Here is a 15929-nt window from a genome sequence, read left to right as displayed (position 1 = left end):
ATAAAAAGGATTAATAATCATGGCAGCTAAAAAAGCGCAAATGATGCCAACTTTTGCTTATGAAGGGGTCGACCGGAAAGGGGCAAAAATTAAAGGGGAATTACCAGCACGTAATATGGCTTTGGCTAAAGTTACTCTGCGTAAACAGGGGGTGACCATCAAGAATATTCGAGAAAAACGTAAAAATATTCTCGAAGGTTTGATGAAGAAAAAAGTGACAACGCTGGATATCACCATTTTTACCCGTCAATTGGCGACCATGATGAAAGCAGGTGTTCCCTTGGTTCAAGGCTTTGAAATCGTAGCCGAGGGACTTGAAAATCCATCTATGCGTGAAGTAGTACTCGGTATTAAAGGTGAGGTCGAAGGGGGTAATACCTTTGCTGGTGCTTTGAAAAAATATCCACAGTATTTTGACAACCTATTTTGCTCTTTGGTTGAGTCGGGTGAACAGTCTGGTGCACTTGAAACCATGCTTGATCGCGTCGCGATCTATAAAGAAAAGAGTGAGTTACTCAAGCAAAAAATTAAAAAAGCCATGAAATATCCAATCACAGTCGTTGTGGTTGCAGTGATTGTCACCATTATTTTGATGGTCAAAGTAGTACCCGTTTTCCAAGACTTGTTTAGCTCATTTGGCGCAGACCTCCCCGCCTTTACCAAAATGGTCGTAAATATGTCCAAGTGGATGCAGGAATATTGGTTTATTCTAATTATCGTGATTGGTGCAATTATTGCTGCCTTTTTGGAAGCAAAAAAACGTAGTAAAAAATTCCGTGACTTATTGGACAAAATGGCACTCAAAGCGCCTATTTTTGGGGACTTGGTCTATAAAGCGATTATTGCACGTTATAGTCGCACACTTGCGACCACATTTGCAGCTGGTGTACCACTGATTGATGCACTTGAATCGACTGCTGGCGCAACCAATAACGTCATTTATGAAGAAGCAGTGATGAAAATTCGTGAAGACGTCGCCACCGGCCAACAACTACAATTTGCAATGCGTGTTTCTAACCGTTTTCCTTCTATGGCAATCCAAATGGTCGCGATTGGTGAAGAATCTGGTGCTTTAGACAGTATGCTTGATAAAGTTGCCACCCATTATGAAAATGAAGTGGACAATGCGGTAGATGGCTTAACCTCGATGATGGAACCTTTAATTATGGCGATTCTTGGTGTGCTTGTTGGTGGTTTGGTCATCGCCATGTACCTCCCAATCTTCCAAATGGGTTCTGTGGTCTAATATTTATGCACGATTTTTTTTCTTATTTTATCGAAAACCCAACTGCACTTTATTTTGCAGTTGGGCTTTTTAGTTTATGTATTGGCAGCTTTTTGAATGTTGTCATTTTTCGCACACCTCGAATGATGGAGCAGGAATGGCAGCAAGAATGTCAGATGTTGCTCCATCCTGAGCAACCGATTATAGATCAAAGCAAACTCAGCTTAAGCCAACCTGCCTCCACCTGCCCTAAATGTGATTCAACCATTCGTTGGTATCAAAATATCCCTGTGATCAGTTGGATATTGCTTCGTGGTAAATGTGGGGCTTGTCAGAATCCAATTAGTATCCGTTATCCACTGATTGAATTACTCACCATGACCTGTTCGTTGATTGTGGTAGCTGTATTTGGTGCAACCGTACAAATGCTATTTGGCTTAATCTTAACTTGGGTTTTGATCACACTAACCTTTATTGATTTTGATACACAGTTGCTGCCTGATCGCTTTACCCTGCCCCTAGCCGCTTTAGGTTTAGGGATTAATAGCTATGCCATTTACACTACAGCCAGTGCGGCAATCTGGGGTTATTTGATTGGCTTCCTTTGCCTCTGGACTGTTTATTACATTTTTAAGCTAATTACAGGCAAGGAAGGTATGGGGTATGGCGACTTCAAACTACTTGCTGCATTAGGCGCTTGGATGGGTCCAATGCTACTGCCTTTAATTGTGCTACTCTCTTCAATGCTTGGTGCAATTATTGGTATTATCTTGATGAAAATGCGCGGTGAAAATCAACCTTTTGCATTTGGTCCTTATATTGCGATTGCAGGTTGGGTTGCATTTTTATGGGGTGATCAGATTATGAAAGTTTATCTTGGTGGTTAATATGAGTTTTATCTTGGGTATTACAGGCGGTATTGGAAGTGGCAAATCTGCAGCCACACAATGGTTTGAATCCCAAGGAATTGCGGTGATTGATGCTGATGTCGTAGCTCGGGAAGTGGTACAACCTGACCAACCTGCATTAAAAGCAATTCAAGAAGCTTTTGGGGATTGGGTCTTATTAGCCGACGGTAATCTCGATCGACGCGCGCTACGAGAACATATCTTCCAGTTTCCAGAAGCCCGTCAAAGCCTAGAGAAAATTACCCACCCAGCCATTCGCCAGTCAATTATTCAGCAATTGCAACAGGCTGAAAGCCCATATGTAATTTTAGTCTCACCTCTTTTGTTTGAAACCAACCAACATGAACTGGTTCAACATACCTTACTGGTCGATGCAGACGAACAAACTCAGCTACAACGCGCCACTCAAAGAGATGGGCAAAGTGAAGAACAGATCCGAAAAATTATTGCAGCTCAAATGTCACGTGCCCAGAAACAGCAATTAGCGGATGATATTGTACTCAATGACGGATTACTAGAACATCTCCATCAACAACTCATACCATTGCATTTAAGCTATTTACAGCGTGCCGAACAAACCTATTAATTTTGTTTCTGTTGTGCCAGTTTTGCGGCTAAAGTATCTTTACGAAACCATCGCCATGGTTGCAATGCACCAATTCCCATGCCGATAAGTCCGCATACAATCGCGGCATTTAGCGGCTCATTTAACAAAGGGACTGCCACAATAGCTGCAATAAATGGTGCCAATGTAACAATACTACCTGTCTTAAATGCACCTAAGCGCTCAATTGCAGCCACATACGTCAACGTTGCCACGATCACCACCAAGACGCCATGGAACAGCCCTTGAATCAGTAAATGTATAGGCGCTGCATCCTGAAAATGCTTAGGAATAAATAAAATATAAATCGGTAAATAAATAATAGCCGACCAAATCACCACACCCGCTGTCGCATGCCAAGCAGATAATTTCCACTGCTTCAACAATACCGTGAAAATCCCCCACCACACCGCACTGATAAAAAGTAGTAAATCTCCTACGCCCAATCCTGAAGATTGATCATGCAGCATGAGATAACTCATTAGCATCAAAGCAGCCATCATAATGATCAGACTGAACCACGTATGTTTATCAAAAGGCTGTCTAAACAATACATAAGCAGCTACAGCAGTACACAAAGGGATACAGCCATTGAGAAATATAGCGGCATGCGCAGCTGGGGCATGCAGAAAAGCGTTATAGACCGTTAGACAATAAACCAAACCACCAATCAGTGCCAAAATGATTGGTCTTGGATGCCACAGGAATGTGAAATCCTTTTTATAAATCAAGACTGGGAGTAGAATCAAAGAGGCAATCGTAAAACGCATTGCCACCAGATCCCAAACACTGACATGCCAATGTGCATTTAGGCGGGAGAAAATGGTGAATCCTCCCCAAATGCACATGGTAATAAAGACAAAGAAATAGCCTTGGGTACGAGTAGTCATTTTAAATTACACGAACCAGAATGACGAAATTATACACCACGTTGGCGGCAGGCTTCATAAAGCGCCATACCTGTTGCAACACTGACATTCAAACTCTGCAAATCACCTGACATTGGAATATAAACCGTATGATCACACTGTGACTGTGTGATTGGTCTCAAACCTGTATCTTCGGCGCCCATCACAATCACCACAGGGCCATTGAAATCACACTGATGTATCGGTAATGCTTTTTCATCTAACATCGTACCAATCACACGGGTATGGGTAGTGTCTTTTAAGTGTGCTAGGGTTCGAGCAAGATTTGTGACTTGAATGAATTTCACTTTTTCAGCGCCACCAGCTGCAACTTTACGTGCGGTCGGTGTCAAACTAGCTGACCGATCACGGGGAACAATCACCGCTTGAACGCCCATTGCAGCCGCAGTACGAATACATGCACCCAGATTATGCGGATCAGTCACTTGATCAAGTGCCAACAGCAATGCATCTGGCGACTGCTGCATGAGCTCATCCAAATCTTTTTCATTTAAAGTTGGATGTGGGCGAACAGCTGCCACTACACCCTGATGAAAGGGTAAACCCGCAAGCTTTTCCAAACTATCACGGCTGGCTTTTTGTACACTGATACCGAAAGGCTCTGCCAGCTGCAAAATTTTTTGCAAACGCTGATCATCGCGACCTTTTAAGGTAAATAAAGTCAAAACGCGTTCAGGCTCCAACTCCAATAATGACTCCACAGAATGAACGCCATAATAATATTCAGGTTTTGCCATGAACAACCTCTTGCAGTATTCCCTCATGTATAAAGAAGGATAATTAGAATGGGGATTTTGAAAAAATAGAAATCCTGCAAAGCAACTTTACAGGTGAGGAGCGATTATAGCTCAGCAAGAGTACTTAATAAAAAAATCCTGCAAAATGACTTCACAGGATTTCTATTGAGTCTAGTGTACTCGATTTAAGAAGGAATAGGTTAGCCTTCTAAATGACAGACATAATCAAGTACTTCGTCTGCTTCAATGTGGAACATGCTATTGCCAGGTACATAAAAAGATTGACCTGCGCGAAATAATTCACTTTCAGTGCTATCTGCTATTTTGACACGGCATTCACCAGAAATAATTTCCATACGCTCTGGAACATGTGTTTCAAACGTTAAAGCTTGTTCAGTAGGTAAAATAACCCCTAAAGTCTTTTTTGTACCATCTTCAAATTGTACAGTATGGCTAATACATGCCCCACCAAAATACACATTCGATTTCTTAATGACCGTTACATGATCAAATTGCACTGAACTCATGCGTACTCTCCAAATAATGCCGCATTTATATTAGGTTATGCTGGACGTAGTTTAATTGCGCTGCGGCAACTAATCAATCCATTTTCTAGGCTAAACATAGCAATTTTCATACCTGAGCCCAGATTAACAAAGCAACGCTTTGTCTGGGTGCAAGTCGAACAGCTATGCTGTGAGTGAAGAGGAAAAGTAAAGCGAAGCTTTGTCCTGAGGAACGTTCAAGTTCCGCAAGAAGACGAGTAGCTCTGCTACGAGTGACGAGGATTAACAAAGTAACGCTTTGTCTCGGCACAAGTCGAACAGCTAGGCTGTGAGTAAAGTAGAAAGCAACGCAAGAGACGCATCGCTTCACAGGGTCCGAGCGCAAGACCTTACACCATACATGGCTCATATACTGCGAGTGGCGAGGAATAATAAACATTAATAATCCTTGCCTTTACTCCCTTCAACTCCCTCATATAAATGTTGAAGAAAAAGCCAAGAGATTAAACACATAACAAAATAACCTCCTATCTATCCAGTAAATCAGGAAAATCCTACATTCAACTCTTGTCGTCACTTTAAAACTTCTCTATCTTTAAGCAAAAGATTCTGTGCATTGGATGCTTTATGCTCACCCATTTAACTTTAATTAATTTTGCACTCGCTGACCATTTGGCTTTAGATATTGAACAAGGCTTCAATGTACTGACTGGCGAAACTGGCGCGGGCAAATCATTATTGTTAGATGCGCTTTCTGCCTGCTTAGGTGAACGTACTGATACTAATTATGTGCGTTATGGTGCAGACAAAGCCGATGTCACCGCTGTGTTTAGTTATCAAGCGGAAAGTGCCGAAGCACATTGGCTCACCGAACATGAATTGGATGATGATTCAGGCGAAATCCACTTAAGACGTGTGATTTTTGCCACAGGCCGCAGTAAGGCATGGATCAATGGTCGCCCAAGCAGCTTGGCCGAACTCAAAGAAATCGGACGTTTACTGGTTCAGCTTTATAGCCAGCACAGCCAGCAACAGTTACTCGAACCACCTTATCCCAAACGTTGGCTGGATCGTTATCATAATTTTGCCGAACCTTCACATGCAGTACGTGAAGCCTATAGCACATGGCAACGAAATATTCGTCAACATCAAGCTGCCTTAGATGCACAAACCACCCGTATTCAAAAAATACAACGTTTAGAATCCCAGATTGAAGAGCTTGAAGAGGTTGTTCAAACTGATTATCGCGAAATAGAACAAGAGTTCGATCGCCTCAGCCATCACGAACATATCATGCAGGACTGTAGTTATAGTCTCAATGTCTTGGATGAAGCTGAGCAGAATATTACCCAAGAAGTTGCCTCGATTATCCGTCGTCTAGAATCACATGCAGGTCGCAGCGAACAGTTAGCCAATATTTATAACTCTTTGTTAAATGCCCAAAGCGAAATTGATGATGCAACTGCAAGTTTACGTCAATTTATTGATCGGCAAAGTTTTGACCCTGAACGCATGGAACAACTTAATACAACACTAGAAGTCTTCCATCGTTTGGCACGTAAACACAGAATCCAACCTGAATTATTGAAACAAGAATATGAAATTTGGCAGCAAGAATTAGAGCAACTCCATCAACTTGAAGATCCAGAAACGTTGGCCGAGCAAGTTGAAGTTTCATATCAGGCATTTATACAAGCAGCGCAACATCTGGATGAAATCCGTCGTACAGCTGCGATTCCTTTAGCGAAACAACTGACCGAACAAGTTAAACCACTTGCTCTGCCTGAAGCACATTTTGAGTTTAAATTCGAGCCACAAGAACCTAATGCAGAAGGTCTCAGCTTTATTCAACTTCTATTTACCGCCAACAAAGGCATGCCACCACAACCCTTGGCACGCGTTGCATCGGGTGGAGAGTTATCTCGTATTGCACTGGTGATGCAAGTGATGAATGCAGAAAAAACAGATGCAGAAGTACTGGTCTTTGATGAAATTGATGTCGGCATTAGCGGAGGTACGGCTGAAGTAGTAGGTCGTTTACTAGCAGATCTGGCTCAACATGTTCAACTGCTTTGTATCACCCATCAAGCCCAAGTTGCAGCTCAATCAGACCAGCATTTATTGGTGAAGAAACAACAGACTGACCCAGCCAGCAGTACCATCATCGAACTGAATGAAGAACAGCGTATTTTAGAACTAGCACGTATGTCAGGTGGTGTCGAAATTAGCGAAACGACCTTACAGCATGCACGGCAACTCCGTCAGCTGAAGTTCCAAACGGCCTAATTAAAGCGATAAAATTTCAGAAAAAGATTGGCGAAATCCGATTAACTCTTGTATGTTGATAAAAAGAACCTATCTAGATAAATCAGCACAATACATTGATGGAGAATCGCCTAGGTGACGAAACAATATTTAACTCACCGTTGTCTCATCGCTCCACCAGACATGGTAGATGACTTTTTTGCCAATACAGTCATCTATATTGCTCGCCATGACGAAGACGGCGCTCAGGGCATCATTATCAACCGACCTTCAGATTTACAAATCAAAGAATTACTCAATGATTTAGAGATTGATGCAGATAATGTACATCCTCATGCTGTGTTACAAGGTGGTCCATTACGCCCAGAAGCAGGATTTGTACTGCATACTGGCCAGCCAACATGGCACTCATCGATTGCAGTTGGTGAAAATGTCTGCATCACCACCAGTAAAGATATTCTGGATGCCATTGCACATAACGAAGGTGTTGGACGTTATCAGATTGCCTTGGGTTATGCCAGCTGGAGTAAGAACCAGCTCGAAGAGGAAATGACACGAGGAGATTGGCTGATCTGCGAGTCGGATATGGATTTGATTTTTAATTTACCTTATCACGACCGTTGGGATGCCGCTTACAAGAAAATTGGGGTAGACCGTACTTGGTTTGCTTCCGAGATTGGTCATGCCTGATATGCAAGCACCCCAATCCATCATGGCATTTGACTTTGGTACCCAAAAAATGGGGATGGCTATGGGTCAATCCAGTATTGAAAGTAGCAATCCCCTGCCATTATTCCCGATGAAAGATGGTATTCCAGACTGGGATAAATTATTAAAGATTGTCAAAGAGTGGCAACCCAATTTATTTCTCGTGGGCTTACCGTTGAATATGGATGATAGTGAATCAGAGCTCTCTGCCCGTGCGCGAAAATTCGCCCGTCGTTTACGCCATCAAACCAATATTGAAACATGGATGGTGGATGAGCGTTTAACCACACGAGAAGCGAGAGAAGAACTCGAGTTTTATCAAAGTAAAGGTCAGGCGAAACGTTTATCGGCGGATAGTTTTGCTGCTGCATTACTGATTCAGAGCTGGTATCGTGACCCAGTAGGGATTACGCCTTAATCATAAATCTCATTACAATTCTTTCAATATAGCGGCATCCGTGCCGCTCAGCGTAAGTGAATAAAATCATTTTTCAATAATTCTAACCGTCGCGGTACGCCCAGAAACAAAGGCCAAAGGATTTTGCGGCTGCTCATCCAATACAATTTTCACAGGCACACGCTGCGCCAAACGTACCCAACTAAAGGTTGGATTCACATTCGCCAATAAATTCGAACTACCAGAACGCTCACGATCTTCAATCCCTGTCGCAATGCCTTGTACATGACCACGAATGCGCTGCTTATCACCCATCAATTGTACTGTTGCCGCATCACCAACATGAATACGGTTCAGTTTGGTCTCTTCAAAGTAACCCACAACATAGAGCTGATGGCGATCTAATAAGGCAGCAACTGCTTGCCCAACTTTCACATAATTACCAACCCGTAAATCAAAGTTAGATAAGGTTCCATCTGCAGGAGCAACCACTTCAGAACGATTCAGATTCAACTGAGCCAAATGAAGGCTGCTGGTTGCTACTTCGATTAATGCTTGCTGTTGTTGAATGGCTGCATTAGCTTGTTCGATACTTGCTGTTAACTGCTCTTTTTCTGCAACAGCTTGATCACGAGTTGCAAAAACCTGATCTTGTTCTTGCTTAGAAATCGCACCATCCATCAAACTGGCATAACGCGCTGCATTTTTCTCAGCCAGCTTCATATTGGCTTCGGTTTTCACTAAACTCGCTTTTGAACCTGCTAAACTTGCATGTGCCTGTGCTAAACCCGCTTTGGCTTTGGCAATATCTGACTTTGCCTGTTCAACATCCAAAGCTTGACGTGCCACATCAATTTTGAACAGAACCTGCCCTTTTTTTACCGTCTGGTTGTCTTGTACCAAAACTTCAGTTACCAAACCATTCACATCGGAAGCGACCTGAATCACATCACCACGTACACGCCCATCACGTGTCCACGGTGCTGCATTGTAGTAATTCCATAAATGCACGATGGTGTAAACGGCAATCACAATTGCAACCAGCAATACAATCGGACGTATAACTTTTCTTACATCAAATGCATTCATGTTTATGACCTCTACCACCTTTCTTTACATCATTAAATTTTAGAATCAACATCTCGTCCAAGACCTCAAGCCCACAGCCAAACAAATAGGCAATGCACCAGCAGCATCAAACCCAAGTAAAGGCACAAATTAAAAATACTAGGTAATGCAATCCAACCTTTGATGACTAAGCGATCAATCACAGGGCTGAGCAGCTTAAACAGGACATAAGCAACAATGGCTTGCACCAGAAGGATAGGGATATAAACCCCATAAAGATTCATTTCACCCATGAGATACCCCTAAACCATATCTGTCTGAATAGATCTGTTCTATTGAGACATGACCAATACTTTCACAAATATTATTCAGTGAAATGAGCAGCCGCTGCCGTAACTGTACATCTTCAATCTGCTCTGAGATGCCTTGCAAACGCTCTATTTGTCGCACAATATGAGTCGGAAAATGATGACTTGAAAGTTGCTTTTCTTGCGTTTGAAAATAATCTGCCAACTGCTGTTGTAACTGGTTTAATTCATTTTTTAGTTCAAACAATTGTGGCAATTTTTGGCTAATTTCTTGCAAACGGACTAAATCAACAATTGAACTACTTTCAACCAATGCATTTTGAATGGCAGTTTTCACGTCGGGGTTTTGCACCATCTTGGTATTTAATACTCCGACACGGTCTAACATACTGCGTAAATGAATTTTAAAATCAGTACCATAAGACAAATGCAACGCTTGTCGCATTGCTTGGTAATGCAAAGCTAAAATTCGCGTTGCGCTGGTATCTGGTGAAACAGCACGCACCAAATCAATCACAATCAGGGACACTAAAACGCCTAACACCATTGCAAAGGAACTATCCAGATAAGAGACCGCATCCATGGTATATTTATTATGTAGATTCAATCCCATCATGGTATTAATCCCAAGCACCATCCCTACAGGCATCAGCATTTGATTGGCCATCATGCTCACAGCAACAAGGAATACTGGAAATAGCACCAGCGCCAATTGCCAGAAATGAGTGATATGCGGGAAGATTCCAAAAGCATAGATAAAAACCAAACCAGCTGAGACAATACTGCCCCAAATAAAAATGCGTAATACAGGTACAGGATTATCCAAAGCGGTGAGGATACATGCTGTAATCGCGCCCATCTGAGCCATCATAAAGCCAGCTTTCCAACCTGAAAGAATCCAAGCCGCTGTTACAATAAAAGTAATCAACACCGCACTGATGCCACCGCGAATCGCAATCCCGTGATCACGATGTAAGCTCGGATATTTAGTGGTGATTGCCGTAATTTCAGCTGGAATCTCTTTATTACCCTGCTGGATTTGCTGCCAAATCAATTTCACTGCCAACATATTGGCAATGAAATGACGGACATCCATTTTCAAAGCCCCTAACACGATCTGCTGTTCAGGGGTAGCTTGTGCAATCAATTCAGCAAAATCTTGTTCAAATTTTATGGGTAAGCTTTGTAAATCCGTTGGCACCAGCACTTTATCTTGCTTTAAAAAAAGCAATGTTTCCTGACGGATGCGATTTAAATGTGGTGCAAGATCGGCAAGTTGCATTTGTTCAAGCTGTTTGACCCGTTGCGACAGCGCCACAAGGTTAGCAACCACCAATGAAACCTGATGCAGCATTTCCTGCAAGGTCTTGGTCATTCCTTTCAGTTCACCTTTTTCATAAGCCAAATGTACGGCTAAAGCATGAATATCAGAAGCATCACGGGTAATCACAGATAGAACTTGAGTATAGTTTCCAGATGTCTCTTGCACTGTAATCAGCTTTTCAAAAGTACTTTCTAGATCACTCAGGGTCTTATTGACCCGTTGTTTAATCATAGCCCCGACATGCACAGGAAAAAACGTTGCAGAAACCACAGCAGTTGAAATCACGCCCACTGAAATCTCCAGTACACGGGCTAAAGCGATATCAAAAATATTATAAGTATCAATATAGGTAATCGCGTTATACACAATCATGGCGGTTGAATAACCCGCCAACATAAATACATAACTACGTGGAGTGCGGTCTAACAACGATACATACAGCGCAAAGCCTACCCATAACGACAAAATAATCGTAAACAACCATGGCGTATTAATAAAATGTGGGGTGAGAAATAAAGCAATCATCGCCCCTGCGGCAGTACCTACCAAGCGATAAACACATTTTGAAGACACCATGCCAGAATATGGACTGGCAATAATCAGTACCGTACCAATCGACCACATCGGATTAATCAAATCTAGTTCAAACGAAATAAACAGTGCCAGCATACCTGCGACAAATGTTTTGCAGGCAAAGATGATGTCGAGTCGACTCGGTCTAAAAGCCAACAACTGTTTAAATAGCATGAATGTATCTCTGTTCAGAGTCAGTTTGGCCACGCATAACACCACTAAAAAGTGACAACTCATCCTAACCGATCTGAAAGAATTCAAATCAGGGCAAGCGTTATGAGTAAAACTGGATATAAGGAGTGATACGCAATACTTAATTTTCAGAAAATTTTTCCTAAAAATAATTATCCACATAAGACATTGCGTAGCTTATTTTTTCAAAATAGAGTAAATTAGTCAACATAAATTATCACCATTTGATAATTTTTAATTTAAATTTGATTTTTTAACTATAAAATATGTTTATTTTCTCAACTTTCACTTTAATTCATTGATCTCGGATGATCAGCTTTAAAAGTACATACACGATCTTTCGCTTTTCTGCTATAAAGCAATAAAAAGTTCGGTTTTCACGTTATTTTGTAAGGAGTAGACACCCCATCATGGCAATTTCGAGTTTTGGTAAGATTCTCACCGTGCTGGATTTATTTTCAGTTTCACGTCCGATTATCAATGTCGATATCATTTGTGATGAGCTTGCTCTATCCAAACCAACTGCCTATCGCTATCTCAAAGAATTGGTCTCTACCGATATTTTAAAACGAATTAGTGGCACATCTGGCGATTATACTTTAGGTTCTAAAATCGCAGTCTTAGATTACATTTCTCATAGTACAGATCCATTAATCCAGATCAGCATTCCCTTTATGCGCGATATCGTGGAACGAACAGAGCTTTGCTGTTTACTGACTTACTTAAACCATGATTACTGTATCGACCTGCATCATGAGACATTTAAAGAAGCTGAGCTCATTTCTTATGGTCGAGGCTGTCCACGCCCCGTCTATGTGGGAGCTTCACCAAAAATCGTGATCGCGCATCTCACCAAACAACGCATTCAAGCCTATTATCAGCAGTTTACGCAAGAACTTGCCCAAGTGGGTTTTGCCCATAATGCCGATGAATTTATGCAACAGATGCGCAAAATTAAAAAGCAAGGCTTCTATTTATCACAAGGTGAGATCGACCCGATGGTGTGTGGCCTTTCTGTGCCAATTCGCTTTTCGAATAAAGAAGCTCCAATCGCATTAACATTGGTGGCATCAAAGAACCGTTTTGACTTCCTTAATATTCAAAAGTTGATTGAGATTCTGCAAGGCAATGCAGCACAAATTGAGCATAAATTTGCGACGCTTTCAGAAAATCAGAACAGTTCAATTTGAGAATATTAAAAAACATTTACATTTTTCCCTGTTGTAAATATTAATAAATTCTCATATTATGATTATGTTCTTCAGCATACTCTCCCAAAAGAGCATGACTTTCCTCAGAGAACTAAGCTCATTTTTGTGATGGGCTTTTTTCTTGTCTAGCCATTCATCTGGCAATAAAAAAGCCCTCTAGAGAGAAGGCTTTTACCGCTAAAATGTATCAGCACACGATTTTTTGGATCAGTTTGGCTTCTACTAACATCTGCTCAGTCTGATCAGCAGCGATAGACACCAAGTGCTTTCCATTTGAATAAAGAACTGAACCCTGATTATTCAAGCTATAACTTAGTACACCACGCTTGAATACTGTTTGCTCCCCTGTACTTGAACACTGGATCAATTCCCAACTGCGTGGAATAACGCCAGCAAATTTTTCTCCTGCACTTTGATTTTGCTGCAATGCCTTTTGTGCCTTAATCAAATTGCCTTCCACAAACAGTTCTTCTTCTGACTTTTGTCTCGATTTCGCAGGGTTACTGCCTGAGGTCGACTTCAAGGATTCACCAGTATAACGCTGGGTAAAGAAATCTAACCAACCAAATACAGCCCGAATAATTTTAAATGGCGCCAATACGATATCTTTCAAAGAGTTGCCACTATAGTGTTGGTTCTTATAAGGTCGCTTCAAAAAATATAATTGCCCCGCTGCATCAATTTTCGGTTTGTAGCAATCATAACGAGGGTCCGCAATAATCGTTTCCAAGTCACCTGTTTTCAGATTCAAACGACACACTTCTCTTGGCCCAATACTGACACTGCCCTGTTGATCATAGGCAAAACCACAACTATCGTAATAAATAATATCTGGATTTTGTGGATCGAAACATGGATGCTGATCCTGACAATCACCTTCCGTAATATATTGAATCCGATTGGAATCTAAACCTAAAATACAAAGATGGCGTTCATAGGCATGGCCAGGGCTAGCCGATAAAATCAGCCTTTTATGCTGCGCATCATAATCCATGTGATGAATAATAAATTCATTATTTCTTAACACCAACGCTTCGGGTTGCTGTAAGTCCAAGAGTGATTTGATGTAAATCGCACAACCATCCTGCAATTGTGCTGCATAAATCATATGTTGATCATCCATTAAAACCGCATCAACAGGATAAACATGTGCCAACTCATCTTGCTCACTATAATTCGTGACCCCCATGAATTGTGCCCCCGTGCCCGAGGTTTTCCATTGCTTACGCTGCTTGATCTCTTGTAAATTTTTCTTGTACTGACTCACCGCATGACAATCAATGGTTTGTGCTTTTTGGCCTTGCAATTGATGTAAGACTTGGTCGGATAAATATAATATTGATGACATTGATGTGTGTTCCCAACTTATCGTTTTAAGCACTCACCCTTGTCCAATCAAGCATTGTGAGTGCTGTTATTCTCTAATTTTTTTATTTAAATTTGCAGCAACTAGCTGAAGGACTTAAATTCTAAGGCTGTTTCAAGTACGGCCAAGCGGCTTTCATATAAATAAACATTGACCATAGCGTTAAAATCACCGCAGCATACAGTAAGGCATAGGCCCAGATTTCCAATGGTTTCCAGTTCAACAAGAACACACTAATCGCAATCATTTGAAAAGCAGTTTTATATTTACCAACGGTGGACACCGCCACACTGGTGCGTGCACCTAATTCCGCCATCCATTCACGTAGTGCAGAAACAGTAATCTCTCGGGAAATAATCACAATTGCAGCAAAGGCCATTGAAATCGTCGGTTGCCATTGCACCAATACAATCAGTGCTGCGGCGACCATTAACTTATCTGCAACAGGATCGAGAAAGCGCCCAAAAGCAGAGGTTTGATTCAGTGTTCTTGCCAAATAGCCATCAAACCAATCCGTCACTGCTGCAAGCACAAAAATTGCAGTCAGTATCAGATGGCGCATCATTCCCCCATGATGCTCGGCAATTCCAATTGCTGGTGGCCAATACGCAATGGCCAAAAACACAGGAATAAGGGCGATACGTGCCAAAGTTAAAATATTGGGAATGTTCAGGATTTGCCCTGTACTCATAAACACCGCCATGTTGTTTGCACTAAATATGCATGTTGCACAAAGGATGTGCTGAGATTATCCATGTGTAAGCAACTTTATACGAAATGCACCGCAGTGTCGACTAGGCAAAAACGGCAACTGTCTGTCTAAGCACCGCAATTAAACGGTTTTCAACATCCCAAACATAGGCATATTCAGTAGAATACCCATGTTCTGCATACTCAGTCACGACTTTGTATTTAAACCAATCTTGAATTTGCCCCATGATCGGCTGCAAATAGGTAATTTGCCAAGTTAATGAACTCGCAGGTGCAGGGGTCTTAAACATTGGCAATACCCCAGGCGGCCAGACATCCATTAAGGCAAACAGATCAGCCAATTGCATGTCACGATTGCTATGTAAACTTGGTGCAAAGCGTCCCCAACCACCAAAGTCAGGCATCTTGCTGCCTGCCATTGGATAACTTCCTTCAGCCCAGCACAATTCAAATTGCTGTAAACATTCAGGCATTAACCCTTCAATGTAGAAGGTTTTATCCAGTTGTTCAGCTGTTGGATAATCAGGCACTTGGGGCAAATTCTGGACATGAATACGCGATTCGCGTTGTAGGCCAAAACTGGCCACCAAAATACTTTGTACGGCATCATCCTGCCAGAGTCTGATTTCTAGCGTAGTAACTGATTTTCCTTCACGTAATACTTCAGCACTGAGTCTTGCCTGCCCTTGTTGTACAGGCCCAACAAAAGTGATGTTACAGCTTAGCAGTTGCTTTGCTGCATCCTGTACCACACTTAGCGCTTTTTGGACCATCAGTCCGGCAATCAACCCACCAAACACAGTACGACCTTGTAACCAACCCGAAGGAATATCGATCCATTCTTGTTGTTCTATCTGTTGATATAGCGGAAGCAAGGACATCATTTTTCCTTCATCA

General features: G+C 41.8%; 16 protein-coding genes. 7 read left to right on the top strand and 9 right to left on the bottom strand.

What is annotated here, in order from left to right; translation table 11 throughout:
• Positions 1-19 precede the first annotated feature (19 nt).
• Genes F3J02_RS14365 through coaE form a run of 3 tightly spaced genes read left to right on the top strand, consistent with a single transcriptional unit; the run spans position 20 to position 2719 of the window.
• Positions 20-1246, top strand: a complete 1227-nt coding sequence (locus F3J02_RS14365; protein ID WP_167250329.1) for a type II secretion system F family protein — start codon at positions 20-22, stop codon at positions 1244-1246.
• Positions 1247-1251: 5 nt separating this feature from the next.
• A complete protein-coding gene (locus F3J02_RS14360; RefSeq protein WP_167250327.1) occupies positions 1252-2112 on the top strand; it encodes a prepilin peptidase in 861 nt (286 codons plus the stop codon).
• 1 nt (position 2113) lies between these two features.
• The gene (gene coaE, locus F3J02_RS14355; RefSeq protein ID WP_167250325.1) at positions 2114-2719 is read left to right on the top strand and encodes a dephospho-CoA kinase; all 606 of its coding nucleotides are present in this window, start codon (positions 2114-2116) and stop codon (positions 2717-2719) included.
• Here the strand turns inward: coaE and F3J02_RS14350 are convergent.
• The 3 genes from F3J02_RS14350 to F3J02_RS14340 form a co-directional block, all read right to left on the bottom strand.
• Positions 2716-3627, bottom strand: a complete 912-nt coding sequence (locus F3J02_RS14350; protein ID WP_167250323.1) for a DMT family transporter — start codon at positions 3625-3627, stop codon at positions 2716-2718. The two genes, coaE and F3J02_RS14350, sit on opposite strands and share 4 nt — an antisense overlap.
• A gap of 29 nt (positions 3628-3656) precedes the next feature.
• Positions 3657-4403, bottom strand: a complete 747-nt coding sequence (gene rlmB / locus F3J02_RS14345; RefSeq protein ID WP_004656224.1) for a 23S rRNA (guanosine(2251)-2'-O)-methyltransferase RlmB — start codon at positions 4401-4403, stop codon at positions 3657-3659.
• Positions 4404-4603: 200 nt separating this feature from the next.
• Positions 4604-4930, bottom strand: a complete 327-nt coding sequence (locus F3J02_RS14340) for a pyrimidine/purine nucleoside phosphorylase (RefSeq protein ID WP_004802302.1) — start codon at positions 4928-4930, stop codon at positions 4604-4606.
• A 606-nt stretch (positions 4931-5536) separates the two neighbouring features.
• On the opposite strand from F3J02_RS14340, the gene recN reads away from it, so the two are divergent.
• The 3 genes from recN (at position 5537) to ruvX (ending at position 8300) form a co-directional block, all read left to right on the top strand.
• The gene (gene recN, locus F3J02_RS14335; protein ID WP_167250321.1) at positions 5537-7195 is read left to right on the top strand and encodes a DNA repair protein RecN; all 1659 of its coding nucleotides are present in this window, start codon (positions 5537-5539) and stop codon (positions 7193-7195) included.
• A 114-nt stretch (positions 7196-7309) separates the two neighbouring features.
• Complete coding sequence (locus F3J02_RS14330; protein WP_167250318.1) at positions 7310-7864, top strand: YqgE/AlgH family protein; 555 nt, start codon at positions 7310-7312, stop codon at positions 7862-7864.
• A complete protein-coding gene (ruvX, locus tag F3J02_RS14325; RefSeq protein WP_167250316.1) occupies positions 7857-8300 on the top strand; it encodes a Holliday junction resolvase RuvX in 444 nt (147 codons plus the stop codon). Before F3J02_RS14330 ends, ruvX begins: the two co-directional genes overlap by 8 nt.
• Positions 8301-8366: 66 nt before the next feature.
• Here ruvX and F3J02_RS14320 read toward each other — a convergent pair whose 3' ends face one another.
• The 3 genes from F3J02_RS14320 to F3J02_RS14310 all read right to left on the bottom strand — a co-directional run bounded on the left by F3J02_RS14320 (position 8367) and on the right by F3J02_RS14310 (position 11726).
• Positions 8367-9368 (bottom strand): HlyD family secretion protein, encoded by a 1002-nt coding sequence (locus F3J02_RS14320; RefSeq protein ID WP_167250314.1) that lies wholly within the window; start codon positions 9366-9368, stop codon positions 8367-8369.
• A gap of 65 nt (positions 9369-9433) precedes the next feature.
• On the bottom strand, positions 9434-9640 hold the full coding sequence (locus F3J02_RS14315; RefSeq protein WP_167250312.1) for a DUF1656 domain-containing protein: 207 nt from the start codon (positions 9638-9640) through the stop codon (positions 9434-9436).
• A complete protein-coding gene (locus F3J02_RS14310) occupies positions 9633-11726 on the bottom strand; it encodes an FUSC family protein (protein ID WP_167250588.1) in 2094 nt (697 codons plus the stop codon). Before F3J02_RS14310 ends, F3J02_RS14315 begins: the two co-directional genes overlap by 8 nt.
• 428 nt (positions 11727-12154) lie before the next feature.
• On the opposite strand from F3J02_RS14310, the gene F3J02_RS14305 reads away from it, so the two are divergent.
• Positions 12155-12934: an IclR family transcriptional regulator gene (locus F3J02_RS14305; protein ID WP_167250310.1), complete on the top strand. Its 780-nt coding sequence runs from the start codon at positions 12155-12157 to the stop codon at positions 12932-12934.
• Between the two features lie 208 nt (positions 12935-13142).
• On the opposite strand, the gene F3J02_RS14300 is transcribed toward F3J02_RS14305, so the two are convergent.
• From F3J02_RS14300 to F3J02_RS14290, 3 genes are all read right to left on the bottom strand, one after another.
• Positions 13143-14303: a hypothetical protein gene (locus F3J02_RS14300; RefSeq protein WP_167250308.1), complete on the bottom strand. Its 1161-nt coding sequence runs from the start codon at positions 14301-14303 to the stop codon at positions 13143-13145.
• Between the two features lie 121 nt (positions 14304-14424).
• Positions 14425-15012, bottom strand: a complete 588-nt coding sequence (gene pgsA / locus F3J02_RS14295) for a CDP-diacylglycerol--glycerol-3-phosphate 3-phosphatidyltransferase (protein WP_167250306.1) — start codon at positions 15010-15012, stop codon at positions 14425-14427.
• A gap of 103 nt (positions 15013-15115) precedes the next feature.
• Entirely contained in the window at positions 15116-15913 is a 798-nt protein-coding gene (locus tag F3J02_RS14290; protein WP_167250304.1) for a thioesterase family protein, read from the bottom strand.
• Between the last annotated feature and the right edge of the window lie 16 nt (positions 15914-15929).

Source organism: Acinetobacter sp. Tr-809 (assembly GCF_011753255.1).
GTDB lineage: Bacteria > Pseudomonadota > Gammaproteobacteria > Pseudomonadales > Moraxellaceae > Acinetobacter.
Note: the sequence above shows the minus strand (reverse complement) of the source record. Positions and strands in the feature narration are given on the sequence as shown.